The following is a 21,151-nucleotide window of genomic DNA, read 5'->3' on the forward strand; positions in this document are numbered from 1 at the left end:
TTGAAACAGGAAGCTCCAACCTCAAGGAACGAGCAGTGATAGCTGCAAGTGAGTAGGATGGTAGTTCACTGTGTCAGGGATTCCCCCAGTATTGCTTTCTGACTGGTTTGGAGTAGCCGCATCCGGAATATGGATAGAAGAGATATTGGTCTATATGACCCGGTTTAAACCCTCTTCTTTATACATTAGCTCTCGTGAGACTACTTCCCACTACATATGCGGACTTCCCGCTGTAACTTCTATAATATATAATATATGTTGTAAGAAGCTTCATGAACATATTGTATGTATATCCAACAAATTAACCATCCGGTGGTGAAATCCGTTAGTGATAGGCTATGGGACGCTTTCAACTGATTCCTTCGGGGGCAGATAATAGTGGATAGTGTTGCCTTTCGGATTCCGTCTCTCAAATTCTATTTCACCGCCGAGTGATTCGACACACCATTTCATGACGAACAAGCCGACGCCGGACCCGTGAGATGTACTGGTAGTTTCCTCGAGGTCAAATAGGGGATTGGTTTCGACATCAGGTATCTCTGGGTTCCTATCGCTGATTTGGATATCAACCCGGCCGGTGTTCGGTGACGGACCAATCTCAACCTTGACGAATGGATCTGTCTTTTCGTTGTGAATTATCGCGTTCTCAAGCGCGTGAGTAAGAGCAGTCCGAAACCCGTTATTGACGTATGTCCACATCTCTTCCTTCTCTTCGATAGTGATCTCTGCCGACGGATAGTCGGTTTCAATAGTAGTCGTTACTTCTTCAACAGTGTCAGCTACGTTTCGGTAAACTCGCTGTGTTTCGGTTGAGTCTACTGACTGTTCGATTTCCTTCACCGACTCGGCTATGTTTCCAAGTTCTGCCGCTCCAGATTGGATCGTCTCAGCGGCCGTATCCACATAGCTGCTCTCGGTGGTATCTCTAATCTGTGTAGCACTGCCCTGAATGAGCGTCGCCTCATTCCGTAGGTTATGACGGAGTAGTCGCCAAAATAACTCAGCTCGGTGACTCATGTCGTAGTAATCAGTTATGTCATGTATCTCTGCAAAGACTCTCTCTTGGCTACCGCCGGAAAACTGTGATAGCCGAATCCGAGTCCAAATAAGTTCACCATCACCCCGTTTAATACGCCACTTGAACTGTTGCGGGTTTCCGGAAACGCTCACACGAAGTCGGTTAATAAAGTCTGGTTCTGAAAACGAATAAGAGTTGGCAGTGTATCTCTCAATCGGTATCTCACGGAGGCGGTCCACCGGGTACCCCATGATCGATTCTAGGCGGTTATTCGTGTCAAGAATTAGCCCCATCTTAGGGTCATACAACGCAATACCGACGGTGAGAGCATCGTACTCCCGCGGCAATTCATTAGCATGCTGGCCTTCCATTGCATTCAACCGGTTAGTATTCTCCCAACCTGTTCGTTACTATGACCGATATATACGCCTATAGAGAGAAGGGTGAAGGCCGTACGCTCCGCTAAACGTGTTCCGTGCGCTCAATATACTGCTCAATCGTGTCTGTCGAAACGTCGCCTGCCGTCCCGACGTAGTACAAGTCCTCTCAGAACCCACCACCCCACAGATACCTCTCCAAAACGACTCGTGCTGTTCCCACATCTCCCGGGCCGTGATGCTCTTGACTGTCCGTACAATCTCGCTCGGAGCGTGCTTCGGGTGGGCAGAAAGAAACAGATGTACGTGGTCAGATGAGATGTGCAATGATAGTATATCGTAGCCGTATTCGTCGCACACGTCACGGAAGCTCGTTTCCAGTGAGTCCTCGATTGGTTCGAGAATCTCGGGACGGTATTTTGGACACCACACGAAGTGGTAATTGACGTTGTACACTGTGTGATTCGACCGTTTTTCGCCCATATCAAACCCTTTCCACCGACACAGTTAAGTATATCCGAGGGATATACGTTTCTATGGTGAATCGCTTTGAAATCGACGGCGAGGAAGTTCTCGACGGTGAGGTCAAACCGTTCGGGAACAGCGCCCACATCACCGTCCCCAAACGCTGGCGTGGAGCGGACGTGAAAGTCGTCCGAACCTCAGAACCCGACGGAGGAGATGATGAGTAGTAGTACGAAAACTGAGTCTGCTCGAACCGCTTCCATCGTTCAGATACTCTGTGAGGCCGGGGGAAAGGACGTTGTTCTTCGGTTCGATGGGCCGATGAGTGGCCCCACGTCGAAATATGACGGGTCATCTTACCACCACGACACACTCCCCAAGGCAACCCTAAACGCAACTATATGGCGTGCCAGCATCGAAGACGAAGGGGAGACGCTCATGTGTTTTGCAAAAATCTGGCTGGACGAATTAGACCGGGTGGGGATTGACCCTTCCATCGTGTACACAGAGCCTGTTGATGAACAACCAGAATACTGTGTTGTGGATATTAATGCGTCCCGTCAGTGGTGGCTTGATGAGTACGAGGATTTGACGCGAGAGGAAGCAGAACAAGCAATCAACAACGGGCGTGAAGAAGAAGCTCTCCCGCCGTGGGATGGCCTCCCTACCGTTACGGTCAACGTTGAACGCACCCTAGAGTGCCATGAAAAGTCGTCTGATTCTGGGTTCCATATCCAATATGACCCACCGACCCACGAGATTGGGAGGCTTATTGACGTTCGAATCAAATGACTACGAATCTCCTCGTCAAGACGCTGGACTTCCAACTCGACATCCAGAGTGACAACGAGGGCCTGCTGTACGACGCCACGCTCGAAACCCGCCGAGTGTACCAAAGCGATGTTCTCAGCACCTAGGTTTCCCACACTTTTTAACAGTATAAACACATATTCAACCCTATTGCACTACATCGTCCACCTGTCCTGAACCAACTACGTGTGCGAATAGAGCGCTCTGCAGACAAGGGGTGCTTCTCGAACTCCGATAGGACTACTTCCAGAAAATATCCTGTATCTCCATACTCTCAAACCACCATGCAAAGGTCGGGCTAACTACTGTGTGAATGAGTAACGCAGTTCCGCTTGATCTGCTTCCGGATGACACTGGCTGGAGGCAGATCGGAGCACTGGCATCCAGCTAAATCAGCGCCTCGATCGGCTGTGTAGTAGCATACGAAGGGGGTTCACTAACCCCCTTTTCATCAGCGTCTGAGTAGTAGTCACCAACCAACGTTTCGGAGATCCTATTCTTACTTGGAGATGGTGAAGTTGCCGTCTTCGTAGACTACTGCGTCGAACAGGGGTGTTAACGCGTTTATGGTCATTTCGTCACAGGTTTTGGAGTTGATGTGGTAGTGTGCCGTGACGTTGGATGAACTGATTTTTTCAGTCAACAGATGGAAGAACTTGAATCCGGTCTCAATATCTGTCCGGTCTATAACTGCTTCGATGGAGCGGAAGCAGAGAACCGTTTTATACGGGTTTGACGTCCAGTCCCCGATTGCTTGAAGGATTTCCTTCCCTAGGCGGGAGAAGCCGTCCTCCATATTCATATCGACTAGGTCTGTTTTCACATTGAAGAGCTGGCTGTCCGGCTCACTGCCTTCAGAAGTCACTGATATCACTTTGTTGTTGGCCGGTGGCTTCGTCCCGTGCTGGAGAATAGGCTCTATTGAGTGGTCCGGATGTTGGCCGTACACCACATTTAAAACGTTTTCATGGTCGAAAGGGTACTGCTGTAATAGGTCAGCGCAGATCTTGTCTTCATCTCCGGAGGACATGTGAAGCGTGTTGGAAAGGTTGTCGAGCTGTGCATAGATCGAGGCGGGGTCCCTGAGAACTATCCGTCCGTCACTGTGTGCGGTCACGTCGTATCCTTCGTACCTGAATGAGAACGAGACATCGCTTCGGCTGTGCCGGATGTTGTCCAGAAGCTCCGGGTCGATAATGTTTTGAACCGGGTCCAGTTCGCCGCGGGAGGCGTTTACCAGGGAGCCTACGACACGTATCAGTTTTTGGCTTGGCTGCTCCGATTCATTGACTGTAAACAGGTACGGACTTTCATGAACCATTTTTCACGTCTATATCTCGGAACGCGGCGAGGTAGTCCTCGTGGGTGAACCCGTCAAGCGTTTCATCAACATCCTTCTGCAGATCATATATATCTTGTTGAAGTTCCAGGTACTCCATGTTTGCCTCGAGCTCGGATTCCTGTTTCTCCTGTTCCAGTACGGCTTTGGTTGCCAGCAACTGGCTTAGATCCTCCGTATTCTCCTCGTAGTCCGTCCGGTTTAGAAGTCTGTCAACAACTTCTTGAATCCCGTCCTTCTTCACAGGTTTCACCAGGTACTCATCGAAACCCATACCGATCACATCGAAGTCGGGGTCGACCGCGGACACTACCGCGACCTTGACCTGGTACTCTTTCTCCCGTATATGCTCCAGTACTTCATCACCACTCAGGTTCGGCATACGCCGGTCAAGGAGCACCACATCGATTTCATCGTCCAGTTTGGAAAGCCCCTCTCGTCCATCACATGCTGTTTCGACTTGGTACTGGTCCGACAGCCACTGCATGTAGATATCAGTGAGCCTCTCCTCATCGTCGATAATCAATACCCTGTCTTCCTCGGCTTGCACGCTAGTTCCTGTCATTGGTAGTTACCGTCCGTGGTTCAACTAACGATTTGATCGTACGAGAATCATATAAATCTTCTTGAAACTGGTAAATACCTGACTTTTGTAGCAAATGATCTGTCCGTGGTTAGTCCAATTGGTTCTTCTCCAAGTTGGTGAATAACAGTAATAGATGTCATCAGATCTTTCTTATGGGAAAACTATTCAAATATGTTATTGGCAGAGTTGGGGTACTAAGCCCCTCGTCAAGTATGAGGATAGGATAGTTCACCGTAATGACTATTAAGAGACATTCCTCAGTTGATTGTGATTCCTTCAGGTGTTGGTGGCGGTGTGCCTGCGGCTAAGTCTTTGAGGTCGATCACATCCATGGCCGAGAACTGTTGGGAGGCGACCTCCACCCTGTCTACGTTACCGGTTCCAGGTGTGGCCATGGTAAAAGTTGTAATCTCGTTCGTGTCAAGTGGTTCTGTGAACTGTTCCTGGACCGGACTGTCGGCGAACCCCGTGACGGAGAAGTTGGTGAGTTCGGTCTCACCATTGTTCTGGATAGTCAGGTTCAGGAATCCGTCCTGGGTGTTGTACACTACGTCAAGTATATCGAGCCGTGCTGATGTCGAGTCCAAGAGATCATCCTGACGGTCTTCGACTCCTTCCTGGCTTGACTCCAGTGTATCGGTGTAAAACGGTGCTGTAACTACTGCCACGCTTACTGTGAAACCGGTCAACAAAACCGCTGCGATGATCGGTGAAATCCCTTTCACGGTGTAATACACCCCTCCAACGGCTGTGACTCTCCAAACCGATTGTAGGATGTTACACGGTAACAGATATGTTTCCCGAACTCGAGATCTCTGGGTCAACTGCCTCGGGGTCAAGCCCCAAGGCTTGTCAGTGGACTCCCGCTCTAACTGCGAAGGGCAGTAGGTCGAAATCGACCATTCGCATTCAACGTCCCTGACTTCAGAGCCAGTTGACTCGTGGCTCGTCCAGCACTAGACTTGAGCCAGTGCTGAACAAGACGCCACCCAACGTTTCGAGCGGCGTTATAGTCGGCGTGCAGTTGCTTCCCGCATTTCAGACACCCGAACTCGTCACCATCACGATTATCCTCGTGCGTGAACCCACACTCACTGTGACTACACCGTTGACTTGTATAGGCAGGTGCAACATCGTCCACGTCGATACCGTATTCTTCGGCTTTGTATTCGACATGGCGTTGGAGTTCACGGAACGCCCACTGCTGGAACTTTGAGGCGTTGGAGTTCACGGAACGCCCACTGCTGGAACTTTGAGGCGTTCGAGATACGCTCGCGGATATGCTTCAGGTTCTCGAACGCGATGGCCGTACAGTCGTTCTCAACAGCTTCTCGAACAAGTGCTTTTGACACTCTGTGGAGGTAATTAGCACTCCATCGAGCGAACCGTGACCCAATACTTTTGATGGTGAGATGCGCCGAGTGAGTGCCTGTCTGTTGCAGGTTGCCGCGCCGACGTTCGTACTCATTGCGCTTGTGGTTGAGGTAGTCTGCATTGCCAAGGAACGCTCCGGTTGACGTGACGGCGAGGTAGCCATCCACGTTCAAATCGACACCGAGAACCACTCCGTTCTCGGACTCATCGTCGCTAGAATCGGATTCGACATCTTTCTTCACGGCGACGTGGAGGTAGTACGTGCCATCGCGTTTGTGGAGCGTTGCTTCGCCTTTCTCCCATTCGTCTGTCCAGTAGTCCTCGAACGGCGTCCCCTCCTCGGTGACTGGGGTGACGTATTTGGCAGTCACGCGGTCGTCAACAGTGGCGAGGGATACGTGGTCGTCGTTGTACGTAATGGTTCGACCGGTGTACACGACGACGCTCCCTCGGAATTCGGGTTTGCTGGCTTTTTCACCGTCTTCGATGATGCGATCTTTGCAGTTTCCGAGTGCTGTGGCCGCGAGGTTGCGGGCACTTTGAACGAGGCTGGATTGCAGGGTGAGTTTGTCACGAACGTCAGAATACGTTTCCTCATGGAGTGTATTCTTCGTGTCCGTGATTTCGTAGGGGTTGTCGTCCCATCCGTGGTCAGCGACGTGTTGCGCCGCTTGACGGAATTGCTCGAACGTCTCATCGAGGACTTCGTAGTCCTCTTCGGAAACGTCGAGTTTGACTTGAATGTTCCGAACAACCTCCATATTTCATTAGTATGCTTGAAGATACTTCATAGTATTTTTATTCAAGTATGGGGAGTCGGACTTGCTATCGCGCGTGGTTTGCGAAAGGTAGTGTCGGCTTCCTCCCCAACCTCAAGGGTCGGGGTATCCGCCTCGACCACCGATGAATAACCGGTACTGTCCGTCCGTTATACTTGGGATGCCGGTGAACTGGTAGCCGACCGTGGACCCTGTTACCGCCTCCGTTTCGATTTTTAGAACGGTATCGCCTACTGAAGGCGTGGAAAGATCGTACTCCTCCAGTATGGAGCTGGTTCCCGTAACGGTGTTCGAGACCACGCTGATATTCCTGTCATCGCCGATCCCCAGAACTGAATCGTAGAAGTAAAGGTCTGAAACGTCGAATAGGTAGTCCTGTCCCCAGGTTACAGTGGAGTTGGATCCGGTGATGGTTACTGAATCATCCTCGTAGACGGTCAGTTCAGCGGCCGCATTTGAAACCATGAAGGTGAACACGAGAACCAGTATAAATGTCTCAGTAGAACGTTTGATAGAAATAGGTCTACGCATGAAATAATAGGCCATTCAATTGTTTTGTAACTAATAATTACACCATGGATGGTTCCAATAGTGGAATCTCTCTAGGAAGATCAACAGACCATACCGATACAGTTTCGTGGAGAAAACCTCTGGAAGCCCTCACGATGCTTCGTCAGAACAGGGCATCAAGTTCCCCACCGGTATCGACAAGAGAGGCAAGTTCGTCGTCGGCATTGGCTTGCAGGGTTTCGGTTCGATTCTGTGCTTCGATCGCGACCTGCTGAAGGTTGTCGATCCGTGGAACATCAGTGATACCAGACAGGAGCACGATTGCACCGACTTCGTCGCTGTGAGGCATCGGATAATCGCCGCCGCGGATCTCCATGCTACCGGTTTCGTCCTCGAGCCACTGGCGGCCGCGTTCAACACCTTTTCGGCTCAGTTTCTCTGGTGGCCCGGTCGCAACGACGAGTCCGCGGTCCGCACTTCCAACATCACAGGGAAGTGTTAGCTGGCCGAGCGCTGCCTTACGGACGAGACTTGTTATCCGGTTCGTTGCAGTTCCTTTCTCGAAACCGGTATCCTCTCTAAACGATGCGAGGATTCCATCGCTCGAGGTATTAACCGTTTCACTTGCGTAACCGATGGTCGAGACACCATCCTGAAGCGTGTTGATGATCTCCGAAGAGTCCACGACGCTCTCGGCGATCTGATCCCCTTGTCCCACCTCGCCTGCGGCGAACAGCAGGCCGAACCGCTCGACGATCTGGCGGTTGATCTGGCTGTAGCCGTCGGCAACCGATTCGCCGGCACTGCGCCAGACATCGTTGTCGAAGACGAGCAGGTTGTCCACCTCACGGACGAACGTCTGGAACGAGCGGGCGGCGTTGAGCGTGTAAATTCCGCCTTCGTCCATCGCCGGGAGAATGCCTAGGCCGAAAACGGGCTGGCTATAGATCCGTTTGAGGTGGGTTGCGAGTACCGGCGCTCCACCGGAGCCGGTTCCACCACCCATTCCGGCGACGATGAGGAAGGCATCGATTTCATGGATCGGGATCCGGTCAATCGCTCCCTGGATCTCGTCGATATCCTCCTCAGTCACTATCGCGCCGAGTTCGTTGTCGGCACCCACACCATGTCCTTTCACGCGTGCTTGGCCGATGAGAACACGGTCCTCCTGTGGAATGTTTTCAAGTCCTTTCAAATCAGTCGTCGCGGAGTTGACCGCGATTGCTGATTCAATGAAGCCGCCGTTGATTCCTTCGTCATACGCCAGGAATTCGTCGACGACCTTTCCGCCTGCTTGACCAAAGCCGATAAGTGCAAGTTTCATGGTTTCTCTCTCATGGTCCATCCCGCTTACCAGACCATAGCTGGTCACTAGATCCCGTCTCTATCTGGTAGGGGCGGTACCACGTATCAACGGTTACCAGTTCCACCCATTGTTATGGCCGAGATACTAACGGAAATATGAACATTATCAACTGCAGTATTTCTTCTGTACTGGATAGTCACTGGTTAATGGTTAACTCGATAGGACCGGTGCCGTGAACTATCCTACCGTGCTCGAGGGCTACTCGCCCCAGCCCTGTTGAAGGAAGGAGGGGGGCTTCCTGGTCTCAGGTACAGCTAACGGTGGCCGGAGACCAGCGGTTTCCTGGTATGCCCAACAGATATCGAAAACAATAGTGTACCGATCGGTTATAGCAATTAACTATATTATTCAAATAAGAAACTATTTTAGTCTGTGATGTAGAGTAGAGGTTGGGAGAGGGGAGTGAACGTGGAAAAGACGGATCTCACGGAGGCAACTCAGAAAGAAGTTGATGAGGCGATCGAAGACATCGAGCACGATCAAGACGGCGGCAAAGAAACCGTCACCACAGGTCAAACCAGTGAACGTGGTTTTCGGCGGCTTCTGGCTGTTGTCACATCGATCACACTGTTCGCTGTCGCCGTAGCTGTCTTTGTATCGGGGGAAACCGATCCCGGACCTGCAGAACAGGCTTGACATCCGTGGGCAATCAACGTGAACTACACCGCCCTAGTTGCCCGCGATTGCGGGGTCGTTGAGGGCGGGGCTTCCTGATTCAATCGTCTCGAGCTAGGCGGTGGTCCCTGCCTGTTGACGAACAGAACAGGCAGTGAGGGAATGGAGTGGGAAGCTTCTGTCCACAAGGAGCAAACGGCTTAGCCTTCCATGTGAGTGGAGTACGCTAATTTTAGTATTTAACAGACTCTCCGAAACTGTTGTCGGCTTTGAAGGACTTGTACAAACCGCACCCTGGATTTACGGCGGAGCACTGGCAATCGCTGTAATTATTGGAACCATCGCAGCAGCCATTGCTGGATGGCGTGTAAGCCGAACACCCCCACTAGAAGCACTTCACTGACACCCACCCTACCCCCCTTGACACGTACGCACCTCGCCCCTTGAGGTCGGAGGCTCCACCTTGACTCATGCTGAACATAGTCGTGCATACCCAGAGAACGGTCATAGTCCATCTTACCTCTGGCTAGGGTGGTTCCGATTCTTCCGAGACTGTCTTGAAAACGTAGTGGGGATGTGAGTAGGCCTCCGAGGGAAGGGGGAAGGGGGATCGGAGGCATTCGATTGTTATTGGCCATGACCATTAATAGTTCCGGACAGTATCAATTGGCCAGTAAATTAATACTGCGCTGGTAACAACGAAGAGGTGGGGAGGGAGAGTTTAGTCGTTGTCAGAGAGGATCTACCGATCCAAGACTTACTGTCCCTTGCCTGCCGAGGCCGGTCCGCCGTGAAGTCAATCGCCATATTGTCAAACATAACCGGTCTCGGTTCCACCACCCGCTGAGGCACACTTATCGGGATAGAGCCTCAAACGCTGACACCCCCTGTCGGCGTTTTCTCGAGACACCAATTCACTTTGGAGACAGTCCTATCCCCTACGTTCCCGTTATACAAGAATACGGCAGGTCACCGTACTATGCGGTGCCCCTGCCAGCGTACCCTCGACCCCCTCCCCCATCCCTTCTACGAGTGATCCAGACTAGCAGCGGCCAGCAGGGTCCTATATACGAAGCCGCGGCGATATTACTCTAGCCGGTAACATCGATGTTACCTGCTTATATGGCCATAGGCCTTAATCAGCGATACTCGAATGATCTACCTGGCGAGGGGGCGAGGGGAGGAGGATTCAGTCGTTGCCCGACAAGATCCGCCCGGCCCGAGACAGACGTTCCCTCGCCTTCCGAGATCGAACCACGTTCCAACGTGAAGCCAATTGCCATATTGTCTCCCGATCTCGGACCCACCCAAGTCGATACCCATTGACATTGGATGGGGGCTCAACGCTGGCCTCTGGCCGGTGTTTCTGCAATACGTGAGTTCATATTGATCATGACATCAGTCCCGGTAAGGCCATCGACGTGCTCCAGATTGAGACCGAGTAGTAGAATCAGTCCGGTAGTCACTCTTTTTGAACTAACGGCTTAGATAGACCAATATGGAATGTCCGTCGTGTAGGGAGGAGATAGAAGATGGCAGCCAGTTCTGTCGCTTCTGCGGTGAGGATCTCGCCGTACTCCCTGATGATATCGATATCAAACAAAAGCTCCAGTCCATGGATGACTATGAGTTTGAGCACTTTGTCGCGGATCTCTGGGAAACTATGGGCTAGGACTGCGAGGTGTCGACCGCGTCGAACGACAAGGGGATCGACGTCCGGGTCCGGGCAAAGAAAACAACGCCATATAATCAAAAGGCACTGATCCAGGCGAAGCGCTACGGTGAAGGGAACAAGGTGGGCAGCCCCGCGATCCAGCAGTACTCGAGCCTTAAGCACCAGGAAGACAACGTAGACAAGGTAGTCGTGGTAACGACGTCGTCATACTCGAGAAACGCCAAGGAGCATTCGTCTTTAGCTAAGACTCACACCTCGGTTGTGTAGCGGTAGCGAGCGTCTCTTATAACACTGGCCGTTGCTGGTGGATCTTCTGTGCGTCTTCGATCAGTCGTTCGATCAGCGGTGGCGGCGAGTAGCCAAGATACTCGCTGAGTTCGTGGAGGATGAGCTGGGCGTGCGACCGGAAGGTCGCCGCCCAGCGTTCTGGTGGGAACATGATCTCATCGTCGGCCTGTTCGGTGACCAGATCAAGCAACTCACGACTTACCAGCAGTGACAGCAACGCCGCGTACAGCAGAATTTCGACGACATGCTTCTTCGTCGTGTCGAACTCATCCAGTTCGTACTGCGTCTTTAACTCACGGAACAGCAACTCCACCTCCCACCGACAGCGATAGAGCGTCGCTAGATCTGACGGTAGAAACTCATCTCTCGGGAGATTTGTGATATAGAGGTGGTAGTCGTCGGCGTCCTCCTTGCGGACGCCGACGACGCGGAACCGCTTCGTATCGCGTGATTGCGTACCTGCGTATGATCTTCGGTCAAACGCTACTTCGACTTCGACGTCGATGAACTCACGGTGCAGGTCATCAACGACGTCGTAGATCTGCTCACCTTCCCGTAATTCCTCCGTTACGACCGGGTTCGAACTCTCTTTCAGCCGACTCACGAAGTAGCCGTCGTTCTCATCGATCAACGCGAAGCGGCGGTACTTGAAGTAGGCTCGATCGAACAGAACGAGCCGGTCTTCGAGCCACGATCCTGTGTTAAACAACGTGCTGTCGTGCGTTTTCTCGTTAGCAACGTCGAGCCGTTCTATCGTCTGCTCGGTGGCATTGTGGAGCAGGTGGAGCCTTGCTCCAGCCTGCTCCTCTTTCCGGGCTTCGTATTCCTCGGAGAGAAATTCGTGCAACCGCAGGACGGTTCCATCAGCGATCATCACGTCCCTGAATCGGTCGATATCGGCATCAACAGTGTCAGGGACAGCGACCTCGTTGAGGCCACGCTCGACGAGGTCGCGGAAGTACTCTGCAAGAGACGGCGTCAACCGATGATAAAATCCGCCGGGAGAGATCGTCTCGTCGGCTGTGGAATTGTAGCTGCGTCTGAAGCCAGCAAGTGTTCGGCTTTCGCCTGGGGCGAAGCCGAACACAAATGCCCAGACGAAGGCAGGCATCTGGAGTTTGCGGTCACGTTCGACCACGCCGAGTTCCTCGGCGTGCTCTTCGAGGAACTCGGATGGAAAGAGAGTAGTGAGCCGACGCATAATTCGAGATGAGGAAGTTCGGTTGTGCACAGACTCGACTTCCTCATTCCTCTCGAAAAGAAGCCTCGATAAGCTACTGCAGTCCAGCGATTCTTCTCCTAACTAAAGACGGATGCGCCAAGGAGTTAGCCGACGATCTCAATGTGAAGCTCATCGATGGTGACGATCTTATCGGACTCGTCGATCAGGAAGGTGCCGAGGAACTGGTCGCGGAGTATATCGACTTTGAACCGGAGGGTTCCGAAGACGATGTATCGGAGAGGGGTGATGACTCTGCACTGGCTCAGACCCAGTCAGAACGATCGACAGCACCATCTGGTTTAGAAACGGCCTCAACCCCCTCACACACCGTTACTGGCGATATACAGTTACCCGAGACAGTCTGGAAGAAGGGGGCCATCGCCTGTACAGTTGGTATCTGGATTGCAGGGATTTGGATGGATGCTCTCCCCGCCTTCGTTACCGACCCCCTTTTGTTTATCAGCTGGGTTGGATTACCGATCTGTCTCTATAAAGACTCCCAAGCGACTCGCGATATTGTCCAGTGGCCACAGCGACGGAAGCTATACATCGGAATCGCTGCGGTACCTGGACTTGGCCTTTTCGTTGGTCCACTGTATCTGCTCATTCGATATGCAGTTCAGAAGGAGTACCTCAGCGTCGAACGGAACGCAAGCCGTAGTACAAGTCCGGAAACGGGACCTGATCCAAGCCAAGCCGGTACCTCAACGAGCATCAGCGACCCCGCCGCTAAATCCGACATTGACAACTATACTGATGCGACCGACCATGTCAAGCAACTCAAACGGGAAGGCGAACACGATGCTGCCGAGGAACTGCTACTGTGGTGTATTGGTCAAGCAGTGGCTGAAGCGAGGGCGAACAATTACTCGGCACCACCGAAGTGGTACTACGAACAACTTGGGATTACTTACCGAAAAGAGGAGAGATACGTCGACGAACGGATGCTTCTCGAACGATACATGTATACCTGCGAATATCTTGGGGGCGAACCAAGGGAAGAGCTTGTCAACCGACTCGGCCGTGCTCAGCAGTTGGCAGCACAGTAGTAACTTCCGACGGAGGGAATACCATCACGAAACCGTCAAATCGTAGTCGCATGAGCCGACGGAAGCTCCTCCTGGGAAGCGGAGCCGGCACTCTCAACGATTATCGCCGGCTGCTCAAGCGACGATACTGAGTCAACACCGATCAAGCGCTCGTCACGGATAGAAGGGAAGATGACTGGCCTACCGGTTCGGGTAATTCATGAGTTGATCGCCGGTGACGGGATTATCGTTTCTAGGGACGGTGCTGGTCAGGCTTTTCCTTCATCCACTTGGACGTCATAACTGCTCTCACGGCTGAATGATACGGTAACACATGCCCCCTTGTGGGTTATTTATCACGTTTCAATCAGAAGATCAAACTGCCCTGGGAATCCGTTCGAGACATCCGTGGACATCTGCCAAGTCTACCAGGGCAAACAGGTACTCCCCTCACTGACGTACCTGTGAGTCGGTTTATAACCGGCTTTTCAATCATCAATCGGCTTACTATGTGATCTGTAGAGTGTGGGCCGTTGTCAGCCGCCAGTCTTTTACATTGAAAGGAGAGAATCAGATGTATGGCTGACGAAGCTCCTGACAACAGTGACGGGCGGACGCGAGAAACTTCAGAGAACGGATCTGAGGAACAATCTTTCCGTGAGCGTGTTGAGAAGATCCGCGAAAACCGGGCTGAAGAGGGTGACGGCGAGGATGAGCCACCAGAGAGTCCATTCGGCGGTGATATGGATGGTGGTCCCGGAATGGGTGGCGGTGGAATGATGGGCGGCGGGAATCCAATGGCGCAGATGATGGGTGGGATGATGGGCGGCGGTCCTGGTGGTCCTCCTAGCGGTGCTGAAGGTCAGGAAACCAGCAACGAGGAACTCGTAAGCGAAGTCCGACAGCTCCGCGATGAACTACGTGATCAGACTCGCGCCCTCAAGCGCATCGCTGACGCCATTGAGGATTCATAAAAACAGGGTCACCGCCAACGAAACCGTAGAACCACTTACATATGGGCCTTACCGGATTTGAACCAGTGACCACTCGGTATCCCACACGCCCTCACTCGGTGTCAGACTGTGTTATGAGCCGAGAGCTCTCACCAGACTAAGCTAAAGGCCCTGGTACAGAGAGGAAGAGAAATAAGCTCCATAGCTTTTCCTATCTTTCTGCGAGGAGAGAATCCCTCCGTTTACGGCGGGAGTGAATCCGACAACACCTATACGAATCGCGTTTGACGCAAATATGGATATTTAAGTAGCATCGTGCCGTGGTATTATGTACACCGAGGCGATTCGTCGCCACCCAAATGCACAATATCGGGACTCCGAGACCCAGAACGTTCGAGACACCCTCTTGAACTGCTGTGGTGTCTCGGTCAAGATAACTCCGAGTCCCCCTACCGGGGATAGGAGAACGGTGGTGTGGCCCCGCCATCGGCCCGTCATGCCGACCGGGTTACAAACCAGAAAATATCCCAAATCAGCGGTGCGGTGCCGTGGGAAGCCTCGCCGTTTACGGCGAGGAGGAGGTCACACTCCGGTAGACGGCCCAATATACTAAGATATATTATATGAAATCGGTCATGCATCGAGGTGACCAACAGCCTCCGAAACGAGTGTGAATCCAAGCGTTTGAAAATCGCCGTCGAACGCAGAGATATACTCGATATCTCGCTTATCAGCTCGTTCAGAAACGTTAGATTCGCCAGAGGAACCGGGTTCAAACTCCCAGAACGGATTATCCGGATCAACCCCTCGCACAGGATCGTGTTCGTCCACGGTCCACCATACGAACCTGCCCGCTGTTTTCCGGCTGGCGATGCGTCCCTGTTCCTCCAAGCCACGGATCTTCCAGCGGGCCGGTTCCCGAGAACAATCAAGCGTCTCAGCTACATTCCCAGAGATGTGATCACTGGACCCTCGACAGCACACACCGAGAACATCGTCACATGTGACGGTCTCGGTATATCATCCAGTATCGCCGCGTTTGGAGAGGGTAGGAGGCTATCTGGATATCAAAGAATTGGATTATTTTTCAACTGCGTCGCTGTCCCTCGACGGGGTCAGCGGTCCGTCGACGCCTGTAGTTCCTGCAACCGTGTTACTGGCTCTACCCCAGCGAAGAGGACGACTGCAAAGACGGTGTCACGGTCCGGTTGCGGCGCGTCACCGGCGAGAATCATCGGTGATTCAATCGTGGCCTCGAGTTCAGTTCGTCCATCTGCAATCGCTTGACGGTTGAGCCACGCCGGCGGCCCACCAACGATTAGAAGTGCCTCTGTGGCGTTCGCCCGGTCACACTCAAGCGTGAGTGTGCGGTGGATCGCTTTCTGGATGACTGTTGTCATGGCACTGATCGCAGTCGTTGTTTCGACGGCTGTGTCAGACGAGAAGAGTCCAAGCCCGAACCGTGAGCCAGAAGCTGTGTTAATCGCTTGTTCGCCGTAGCCGAGTGTCGCGATTCCGGTTGTCTCTCCCAGAATCCGGTGGATGTCACTTGCATCGATGACTGTTTCGGCGCTCTGGTCGGGGGCAGTATCTCCAGCGCCGAAGAGGGCAAGTATTCGTGTTGAAAGCGTTTGGTTGAGACGTGTATACGCGTCGGGGATGGTGTCGGTAGACTGCAACCAGCGTTCGTTATCGAAACAGATGATCGCATCTGCATGGCCGTCAAGCTGCTCGAGCGTACGTGCTGTGTTCTTCTCTGCAAGTGGTCGGCTCGTGGAATCGGCAGTCGCTGCCTTGTTTGTGGGCGGCTCACTCACGTGATCGTTCTCTGTATTGTCTGTAGGTGAGAGTTCCCGCTTTGCGGGCAACGTTGCAAGAACATAGACTGGTTTCTCATATAGCCGTTGTAGATTCTTCACGACTGCAGGTACGGTGCCGCCACCCGTTGCGCCGCCGAGTCCGACGATTACGAGGAACGCATCGGCTACCGTTGGGTGGCCATCATCTAGTTGATGGCTGAGTTCGTCGACATGGCGCCCTCCGACTTCGAATCCGGCCTGTAGATCGCCGTGCAGTCCACCGGTCGCAGTTCCACCGTATTGATGCCGAGTCATCCGCGGGTGAGGAGTGAGGTTCTGGAGACTCTCAGGATCAGTATCGAACGCAAACGTGTCGCCAACAAACGAGTCCTGTGGGACGGTGGCACTGATTGTCTGCGCGATACGGCACCCTGCGCCACCGATACCGATCAACTCAATTTTCATAGAAAATTCTGATCACACTACTCTCTGCTATTTATCTGATGACCGGTCAAACGAGTCTTCATCCGTCGATTCCGGATGGGAATCGATCTCCTTCTGAATCTCTAGGAGTGAATGCTGCAGCGCCCAGAGATCGGTCAGTACCATATCGACGACTTCCACTAGTGCTGCTGAGTTCGTCTGTCGTGAGAGGTCCCACAGCGTTTGCTCCACCTCCTCGAGCTGCGTATCGGCTGTCTCGAGAGAGTTCACAGAATCTCGATCGATCCTGTCGAGGCCATCTTGTTCAGACTCATCGCGGTGTGGGTCCGTCATTACTGTCACCTCGATAGTATTTTCGGCAAGTCTCTAGGAGCGACAAGCTTTCCCCCATCATGGTCTGAATGTCACCTTCAGAAAGTATTAATCTGCTGGTGTCAGCAACACCTCACCTCACTTGACATCCTCCGGCTGAAGACGGAGGAATCCCGACCGCATTTGGGATATTACGGTTTGGAGTCTACCACCGGTGCTGTTTCGTTAAGCATGAAAAGTGAGGCGGTACGATTTTGTGGTGCTCTATGCCAAAAATCCGCCGCCTCAGTGGAGATAGCGACTGGATCGATTTGAGTTTTGTGGAGCGAGAGCGGACACCGCGTCAGCTCATGGAGCTCGGTATTCGACTCCATCTTGCTGGTCTATCGCTTTCGAATACCGTTCGAGAATTAGAGAAGTTCGGTGTCGAACGGAGTCGCAAGGCAGTCCACGATTGGGTCCACAAGTGCAATCTACAGCCAGCGGATGACGAGAAGCCGAATCACGTCGCACTTGACGAGACAGTGATTCAACTCGACGAACATCGGTATTGGCTGTACACTGCTGTCGATCCAGAAACGAACAAAATTCTCCATATACGGCTGTATTCAACGACTACGACCGCGTTGACAGAATGGTTCCTGCAGGAACTCACTGAGAAACACGATCTCGGCGATGCCGTGTTTCTCGTCGATGGAGCAAAACATCTCCAAACTGCACTCCGTCGAGCTGGGCTCCGATTTCGATACGAAAAACATGGAAATCGGAACGCTGTTGAGCGTATATTTCGTGAGATAAAACGACGTACCTCTTCGTTTTCAAACTATTTCAGCCACGCAAAACCATCAACAGCAGAGTCGTGGCTCCAAGCCTTCGCCGTCTGGCACAATGCTACAAACTAAACACGACCATCGATACGGAGGGAACGGTTAACAACGAGCAGGTTGACATGTCCGAGAAACAGGATCTGTCCATATCGATTGACTCCGCGTTGTACCGTGTCACGACACCGTCTGAACAGACAACACAGTACGGAGAGCAAACCAACTCAGTGACAGCAGTGTCCTCGACGCCAGCACCGTACCGTGTTGGCGGGCCACTCGCACTACTGATCGCTGTTGGTGGGCTGGGCAGCCTCGGATTCCTGCAATCGTCTGGGTGCTTGTCGTTGTCTGATTCAGAACTGATGTGGCTGGCGTTTCATGATGATAGGGAGGACTTCGACGACTGGATAACGACGATTAGGCTGCCAGACGAGGCATTCGACCGGCCGCGTGCAGAAGCTGATTCGCTCGCCAGTCTTGTCGACCTTGCAATCGACACGGACAACAGTGTCATCGAGGACCCGGATGAAGACGGGTACTACGTTATTCACGACGAGTATCTGTACACGTACGTTCCGCCCGCAGCCGACAACGACTCACAAGACAGCGAGGCATCGTCAGAGACTGACGCAGTCGCGACAGTTACTGGATCGGACGGCGAATAGCCGCTATCCTCAGTTCCACTTGTACGAGACTGACACACGAGAAAATAGCAGTAGTTGGTAAACCGTCTCGAGGTCGAGCCCACGATGATTCTGTCTTCCTGCAAGTTTGCTTGATGGAACCATGACCGGCGATCGCAACGATAACAGGGGAATAGTGAGAACAACATCGGAGCACCGACAAACGCTGGGTTTACGGCCCAGCCAACGAGTTCTAACCTCATGCCACAGTGCCAGAACTGCGGGGAGCATATTACGAGCGACTTCATCCGTGTCTTTGGAATCAACGGTGAGGCCCACAGTTGCCCGGCGTGTTCAACCTACTCCAACCTGAAAGACGGCGCAGGGACTCAGGACACCACCGATCCATAAACTCCTTGCTCTACCCCTCTGTCTCCTCGTTCAACCGTGTTCTCACCTGTTCCTGAAATACGTTGAACCGGGTCTCAAGCTCGTTGAGTTGCTGCTTTAGTTCTCTGATTTCTCCAATCAGTTCCTTTCTACTCATACACACATACGCCTCTCTTTCCACGTCCAAATCCGACAGAGCTGCCTCACCATTCTCTGTCAGACTCCCCTTTTTTGGAGAGCGAAACGTCCGTTTCTGGCCTTCTATGGGACGAGTTGTATAGCCGTCAGGCCGTTCGACTCCGATAAGGCCTAGCTCTTCTATAGTTACCGTTAGAGCTTTTCACTCGGATATTATTGCTAGGTGTAGTGGATTATCTCGACGAGATATCTGTCGAGGAATTACAGCCGGAACGTTCCACGGATTGAACGAGACACTGGATACGAACAGGCAGCAGATCTCCTCGAAAACGGGTATTCAGAACTGCCGGACACCGACAAGTTGGGAAAACAGACCGTGGAAGACCGGACAAACCATTTGATCGAAGAACGTAGAGACACGGAAACATACTGGGATGGGGAAGAGGAAAGCCTGAGATAACATCAAATACAGTCCTAACCCAAACACCCCTCCCTCTTATTTTCATCTTTTATAAGAACTATGAGGCACATTTTATCAAATATATTATTGTTTTTGTTGAAATCGTCGCATACGAGGACCTAAGGCGGTTGGTTTCACCGGGAGTTAGATCACTAGATATAAGCCAGTACCTTCTAAACTAGGATATGAGATTTAGCGGGAATGACATCCCATCCTAACACTAGTTCCTCTTACCCCGTCCTCTTCATGTGGTTTGCGGTGTTCTCCATAACTATCGCACATGGCTTTCGGTTACTGTTTTTCACGAGCAAGTCTACTGCCTCCGTTCTCTTCCGTGACATAGGCCCGTTCATCCTAAGCCTGGTCGTTCTAGCAGGTATCTACTGGTTATACAAACAACGTCTTCAAAAAGGGTTTCAGTTAAGGGTCTTAGCCTGGTTTCTCGCCGGGTTGAGCATTATGAGTGTCATCGGTTTACTAATTGGTATCTCGGAGGGTTCCGACACTGCATTTACTGCACTTTCGCCAACATTGATTTTGAACAGTGCAACGACCGGTGCAGGAATCGGCTTCATCATAGGCGTGTATGACCTTCGGGGGAAACGGCGAGATTCTGCACTGCTGTTACTGCACAACGTAACTCAAGAACTCCTAGAGGCAGATTCCAAGAAGAAGGCTTGTCTGATATCTGTTGACGCCGCCCATTCAATTATACAACTCCCACTCGCCGGTATTTGGCTGGAAAAGAATGGTCGCTTGGAACCTGTTGCGGTATCTAACATCGCCGACAACGTTTTCGGTGAACTGCCCACTCTGGAACAGGGAGACAGTTTGGCGTGGGAAGTTTTTGAGGTACAGCAACCGAAAACGTTTAACGATCTATCTAACAACCCTCATACGCATAATTCCGAGACAGAAATCAAATCTGAATACATCGTTCCGATAGGAAAACATGGAGTGATGATCAGCGGATCGTTTTCTGACAGACAGTTCAGTTCATTGGAGAGAGAGCTTGCGAAGCTTTTAGCCGTGCACACGGAGCTTGTATTAGACAGGATTGAACGGACAGTGAACTTGGAGAGACGGGAGAAAGAACTGGAAAAACAGAACAACAAGTTGGACCGGTTCGCAAGTCTTGTCTCCCATGACCTTCGAAATCCCATTAACGTTATAGACGGCTACCTAGATATCGCCCGGGAAACCAATGCAGAGGAAGATTTCGATGAAATCCAAGCCGCAGTCGACCGTATGGATACACTCGTAACCGACCTACTTGCTCTCTCCCAGAGCGGTGATTCAATCCAGGACACCGGCCCGGTAAGCCTGAAGGCCGTAGCTGAGAACGCGTCCAACAATGTTCAGTTAGAGGGAATAGCCGTTATAATTGATCAAGATCCGGTGATGGTGATAGGCGATGACTCCCGTCTGAAACAGCTGTTCGAGAATCTGTTCAAGAATACTGTCGAACATGCAGAAACAGCTGATATGATCCGGGTGGATTTTCTGGAGAACGGCTTTACTGTCGAGGACAACGGTGAAGGAATACCTGTAGCTGAGCAAGACTCTATTTTCGAGTACGGCTACACCAACTCTAAGAACGGCACCGGACTAGGCTTGGCGATTGTCCGTGAAGTCGTAGACGGCCACGGATGGGATATCTCAGTGACGAACAGCAGTGGATCCGGTGCACGGTTCGAAGTACGGATACCGGAAGACGATATAATCGAAGGAAGACCGATAAAAGAATAAGTCTGAT

Annotated in this window: 22 protein-coding genes, 1 tRNA gene and 3 pseudogenes; 13 read left to right on the forward strand and 13 right to left on the reverse strand. The window is 52.1% G+C overall.

The annotated features are described in order from the left end of the window. Nucleotides 1-336: 336 nt before the first annotated feature. Together CP556_RS14770 and tnpA are read right to left on the reverse strand one after the other, a co-directional pair. Entirely contained in the window at nt 337-1,389 is a 1,053-nt protein-coding gene (locus tag CP556_RS14770; RefSeq protein ID WP_098726304.1) for a PAS domain-containing sensor histidine kinase, read from the reverse strand. 91 nt (nt 1,390-1,480) lie between these two features. Further along, nucleotides 1,481-1,878 (reverse strand): annotated as a pseudogene (tnpA, locus tag CP556_RS14775) (IS200/IS605 family transposase). A 53-nt stretch (nt 1,879-1,931) separates the two neighbouring features. Here tnpA and CP556_RS25385 point away from each other — a divergent pair. From CP556_RS25385 to CP556_RS26735, 3 genes are read left to right on the forward strand one after another with little or no spacing between them, the layout of a single operon-like run. Next, nucleotides 1,932-2,087 (forward strand): DUF2080 family transposase-associated protein, encoded by a 156-nt coding sequence (locus CP556_RS25385; protein ID WP_141551690.1) that lies wholly within the window; start codon nt 1,932-1,934, stop codon nt 2,085-2,087. Further along, nucleotides 2,080-2,652: a hypothetical protein gene (locus CP556_RS14780; protein WP_141551691.1), complete on the forward strand. Its 573-nt coding sequence runs from the start codon at nt 2,080-2,082 to the stop codon at nt 2,650-2,652. Before CP556_RS25385 ends, CP556_RS14780 begins: the two co-directional genes overlap by 8 nt. After that, the gene (locus CP556_RS26735; RefSeq protein WP_255291474.1) at nt 2,649-2,777 is read left to right on the forward strand and encodes a hypothetical protein; all 129 of its coding nucleotides are present in this window, start codon (nt 2,649-2,651) and stop codon (nt 2,775-2,777) included. The genes CP556_RS14780 and CP556_RS26735 overlap by 4 nt, the downstream gene beginning before the upstream one ends. A gap of 392 nt (nt 2,778-3,169) precedes the next feature. Here CP556_RS26735 and CP556_RS14785 read toward each other — a convergent pair whose 3' ends face one another. From CP556_RS14785 to CP556_RS14810, 6 genes and pseudogenes are all read right to left on the reverse strand, one after another. Beyond that, a complete protein-coding gene (locus tag CP556_RS14785) occupies nt 3,170-3,991 on the reverse strand; it encodes a DUF7504 family protein (protein WP_098726306.1) in 822 nt (273 codons plus the stop codon). Next, nucleotides 3,981-4,574 carry a response regulator gene (locus tag CP556_RS14790; RefSeq protein ID WP_098726307.1) on the reverse strand — a complete coding sequence of 198 codons (594 nt, stop codon included), beginning with the start codon at nt 4,572-4,574 and terminating at the stop codon, nt 3,981-3,983. Before CP556_RS14790 ends, CP556_RS14785 begins: the two co-directional genes overlap by 11 nt. Nucleotides 4,575-4,852: 278 nt before the next feature. Further along, the gene (locus CP556_RS14795) at nt 4,853-5,320 is read right to left on the reverse strand and encodes an archaellin/type IV pilin N-terminal domain-containing protein (RefSeq protein ID WP_176548209.1); all 468 of its coding nucleotides are present in this window, start codon (nt 5,318-5,320) and stop codon (nt 4,853-4,855) included. Between the two features lie 143 nt (nt 5,321-5,463). Further along, nucleotides 5,464-6,730, reverse strand: a pseudogene (locus CP556_RS14800) (RNA-guided endonuclease InsQ/TnpB family protein). Nucleotides 6,731-6,841: 111 nt separating this feature from the next. Next, entirely contained in the window at nt 6,842-7,213 is a 372-nt protein-coding gene (locus CP556_RS14805; protein ID WP_141551692.1) for a hypothetical protein, read from the reverse strand. A gap of 208 nt (nt 7,214-7,421) precedes the next feature. Next, complete coding sequence (locus CP556_RS14810) at nt 7,422-8,582, reverse strand: tubulin/FtsZ family protein (RefSeq protein ID WP_098726310.1); 1,161 nt, start codon at nt 8,580-8,582, stop codon at nt 7,422-7,424. Nucleotides 8,583-9,032: 450 nt separating this feature from the next. On the opposite strand from CP556_RS14810, the gene CP556_RS25390 reads away from it, so the two are divergent. The 4 genes and pseudogenes from CP556_RS25390 to CP556_RS27275 all read left to right on the forward strand — a co-directional run bounded on the left by CP556_RS25390 (nt 9,033) and on the right by CP556_RS27275 (nt 11,181). After that, nucleotides 9,033-9,260 (forward strand): hypothetical protein, encoded by a 228-nt coding sequence (locus CP556_RS25390; protein WP_141551693.1) that lies wholly within the window; start codon nt 9,033-9,035, stop codon nt 9,258-9,260. Nucleotides 9,261-9,468: 208 nt separating this feature from the next. Further along, a pseudogene (locus CP556_RS27270) lies at nt 9,469-9,642 on the forward strand (ABC transporter permease); the annotation flags it as partial. Nucleotides 9,643-10,737: 1,095 nt separating this feature from the next. Then, nucleotides 10,738-10,911, forward strand: a complete 174-nt coding sequence (locus tag CP556_RS14820; RefSeq protein ID WP_098726311.1) for a zinc-ribbon domain-containing protein — start codon at nt 10,738-10,740, stop codon at nt 10,909-10,911. A gap of 9 nt (nt 10,912-10,920) precedes the next feature. Then, the gene (locus CP556_RS27275) at nt 10,921-11,181 is read left to right on the forward strand and encodes a restriction endonuclease (RefSeq protein WP_098726312.1); all 261 of its coding nucleotides are present in this window, start codon (nt 10,921-10,923) and stop codon (nt 11,179-11,181) included. 16 nt (nt 11,182-11,197) lie between these two features. Here the strand turns inward: CP556_RS27275 and CP556_RS14830 are convergent, their stop codons facing one another. Next, nucleotides 11,198-12,403 carry an IS4 family transposase gene (locus CP556_RS14830; RefSeq protein WP_098726313.1) on the reverse strand — a complete coding sequence of 402 codons (1,206 nt, stop codon included), beginning with the start codon at nt 12,401-12,403 and terminating at the stop codon, nt 11,198-11,200. A gap of 143 nt (nt 12,404-12,546) precedes the next feature. Here CP556_RS14830 and CP556_RS14835 point away from each other — a divergent pair, with 143 nt between their 5' ends. Further along, the gene (locus CP556_RS14835) at nt 12,547-13,473 is read left to right on the forward strand and encodes a hypothetical protein (protein WP_098726314.1); all 927 of its coding nucleotides are present in this window, start codon (nt 12,547-12,549) and stop codon (nt 13,471-13,473) included. 557 nt (nt 13,474-14,030) lie between these two features. Further along, a complete protein-coding gene (locus CP556_RS14840) occupies nt 14,031-14,426 on the forward strand; it encodes a hypothetical protein (RefSeq protein ID WP_098726315.1) in 396 nt (131 codons plus the stop codon). A gap of 42 nt (nt 14,427-14,468) precedes the next feature. Here CP556_RS14840 and CP556_RS14845 read toward each other — a convergent pair. The 4 genes from CP556_RS14845 to CP556_RS14865 all read right to left on the reverse strand — a co-directional run bounded on the left by CP556_RS14845 (nt 14,469) and on the right by CP556_RS14865 (nt 16,981). Beyond that, a tRNA-Ile gene (locus tag CP556_RS14845) sits at nt 14,469-14,577 on the reverse strand. Between the two features lie 461 nt (nt 14,578-15,038). Then, entirely contained in the window at nt 15,039-15,236 is a 198-nt protein-coding gene (locus CP556_RS26045; RefSeq protein ID WP_176548210.1) for a hypothetical protein, read from the reverse strand. A 284-nt stretch (nt 15,237-15,520) separates the two neighbouring features. Next, nucleotides 15,521-16,669 carry a tubulin/FtsZ family protein gene (locus tag CP556_RS14860; RefSeq protein WP_098726317.1) on the reverse strand — a complete coding sequence of 383 codons (1,149 nt, stop codon included), beginning with the start codon at nt 16,667-16,669 and terminating at the stop codon, nt 15,521-15,523. Between the two features lie 27 nt (nt 16,670-16,696). Then, nucleotides 16,697-16,981: a hypothetical protein gene (locus tag CP556_RS14865; RefSeq protein ID WP_098726318.1), complete on the reverse strand. Its 285-nt coding sequence runs from the start codon at nt 16,979-16,981 to the stop codon at nt 16,697-16,699. 245 nt (nt 16,982-17,226) lie between these two features. Here CP556_RS14865 and CP556_RS14870 point away from each other — a divergent pair, with 245 nt between their 5' ends. The 4 genes from CP556_RS14870 to CP556_RS14880 all read left to right on the forward strand — a co-directional run bounded on the left by CP556_RS14870 (nt 17,227) and on the right by CP556_RS14880 (nt 21,144). Next, entirely contained in the window at nt 17,227-17,862 is a 636-nt protein-coding gene (locus CP556_RS14870) for an IS6 family transposase (protein WP_098726319.1), read from the forward strand. A gap of 47 nt (nt 17,863-17,909) precedes the next feature. After that, nucleotides 17,910-18,449, forward strand: a complete 540-nt coding sequence (locus CP556_RS14875; RefSeq protein ID WP_098726320.1) for a DUF5305 family protein — start codon at nt 17,910-17,912, stop codon at nt 18,447-18,449. A gap of 219 nt (nt 18,450-18,668) precedes the next feature. After that, nucleotides 18,669-18,818, forward strand: a complete 150-nt coding sequence (locus CP556_RS27550; protein WP_486187774.1) for a DUF7563 family protein — start codon at nt 18,669-18,671, stop codon at nt 18,816-18,818. A gap of 778 nt (nt 18,819-19,596) precedes the next feature. Then, the gene (locus CP556_RS14880) at nt 19,597-21,144 is read left to right on the forward strand and encodes a GAF domain-containing sensor histidine kinase (protein WP_098726321.1); all 1,548 of its coding nucleotides are present in this window, start codon (nt 19,597-19,599) and stop codon (nt 21,142-21,144) included. The last annotated feature ends 7 nt before the right edge of the window (nt 21,145-21,151 follow it).

The sequence above is a fragment of the Natrinema sp. CBA1119 genome (assembly GCF_002572525.1).
Taxonomy (GTDB): Archaea; Halobacteriota; Halobacteria; order Halobacteriales; family Natrialbaceae; genus Natrinema.